At 72.7% G+C, this 1,571-nt stretch carries 1 protein-coding gene and 1 pseudogene; both read right to left on the bottom strand.

Annotated features, from left to right (window positions below):
* Positions 1 to 1,092: hypothetical protein (locus tag EF918_RS35565; protein ID WP_221889796.1), on the bottom strand; the 1,092-nt coding region annotated here is incomplete at its 3' end.
* A pseudogene (locus EF918_RS35560) lies at positions 1,082 to 1,571 on the bottom strand (hypothetical protein); the annotation flags it as partial. The pseudogene EF918_RS35560 and the gene EF918_RS35565, both read right to left, overlap by 11 nt.

Below are 1,571 nucleotides of genomic sequence, written 5' to 3'. Positions count from 1 at the left end.
GTCGGGGACGGTGTTGACGGGGGCGGAGTTGCGGATGGTGGCGACTTCGAGGACGAGCAGCTCGTGGTGCGCGAACCGTTCGAGCACCTTCTGGATGGGCATGACCGCGCTTTCGCCGGGGTTCGCCGGAGTCCCTCCGTAGAGCAGTCCGACGACCTCGACCACGGGCTTGCCGTCGGGGTCGTTCGTCCCCGTGTCGTTGACCACGACCGAGCCCGAGTCGCCGTGCCAGGAGAAGTGCCGCGTGTCCCAGGCCTGCTGGTCCGGACGGGGGTGGGGGGTGACGAGGATGAGGTTGTCCGCCTGCCGTGGCGAGTCGTACATGCCGCTGACGACGCCGCCGGTCTTCTGCGTCCGTCCTCCGTACTTGCGCACCGGGTACTTGCTGCTGGACTCCAGCGGCGTCAGCGGGTGCACTCCGGTGATCTCCCCGATCCCTTCGACGAACGGCCGCCAGCGCTCGCCCGACCGCAGCCGGATCAGCCCCTCGTCCCGGTCCGCGACCCGGCTCTTCCTCCCGTCCGGATTGACCGCGTACTCCTCCGCCCCGGCGACGTACGCGCCGAAGATGTCGGAGCAGAGGAAGCCGTCGACTCCTCTGGGCTGGCCCACCCGGCTCACCAGGGGCAGCGGAGTGAACGCTCCGTCGCCGGTGATCACGTGCTGACACGTGAGGGCGTAGACCTTCCATTCCTGGATCCGGTCCTTGAGGAAGCAGCCGAGGGTGCCCTGGCTGTTGACGCCCTCCGGTCCGAGGTAGGCCCCGCTCGTCAGGGGCCGCAACCGGGGCTCCTTGTCCTCCCGCATGGCCGGGTTGAGCACGCCCGGCGGTCGCTCGGACGCGTGCGGCACGATGCCGCCGATGCCCACCACGTCCGTGGGGATCCCGTCGACCTCCGACGGGATCAGCTCGGCCGCCGCGAGGGCCCGGGCGGGGAACTTCTCGCGGACGAGGACCTTGACGGCCGGTTGCGTGGTGAGGACGCCGCCCACCTCCTTGCCCCCGACCCCGACGAGCAGCACCCCGGGGAGGGCGAAGAGCCGTTCCTTGATCCGGTTCTTGGCCGCGACGATCTCTTCCTCAGTGGTCATGGTGCTCCTCCTCCGGCGGGCCGAGGGCTTCGAGCAGCTGCGCGTACGTCGCGCCGGTCAGGTCGGGCAGGGCGCTGCGGGCCCTGGCGAGCGCCGAGCGCAGCTCCGGGCCCGCGTACCGGGCGTAGGCGGCGTGGACCTGGTCGACGTACTCGCCCAGGGGGACGGCCCCGACGGTGCTCGGCAGCGCGCGTGCGGGGTCGGTGACCGTCTCGGCGAGGTGCCGCACGAGGCCCGGTCCGCCGTCGGCGCTCCAGAGGCCGGCCAGGTCGGGCCGACCGGCGGTGAGCCGGACGAGCTCCTCGCCGTGGTCGTGCCAGAGGCGGAGCAGACGCCGACCGGCGACCGTACGGCCCAGGTCGGCGCGCAGCACGACCGCGGCGGAGCCGAGCGACGACGGCGGGAGCGGGGACGGTGGGAGCACGGACGCGTGCGGGGCAGACGACGCGGGCGCACGAGACGGCGGGGACGGCGGGGAC

The organism is Streptomyces sp. WAC06614 (assembly GCF_003949795.1).
Classification (GTDB): domain Bacteria; phylum Actinomycetota; class Actinomycetes; order Streptomycetales; family Streptomycetaceae; genus Streptomyces.
The sequence above is the reverse complement of the archived record's forward strand: the minus strand, read 5'-3'. Positions and strand labels throughout refer to the sequence as shown.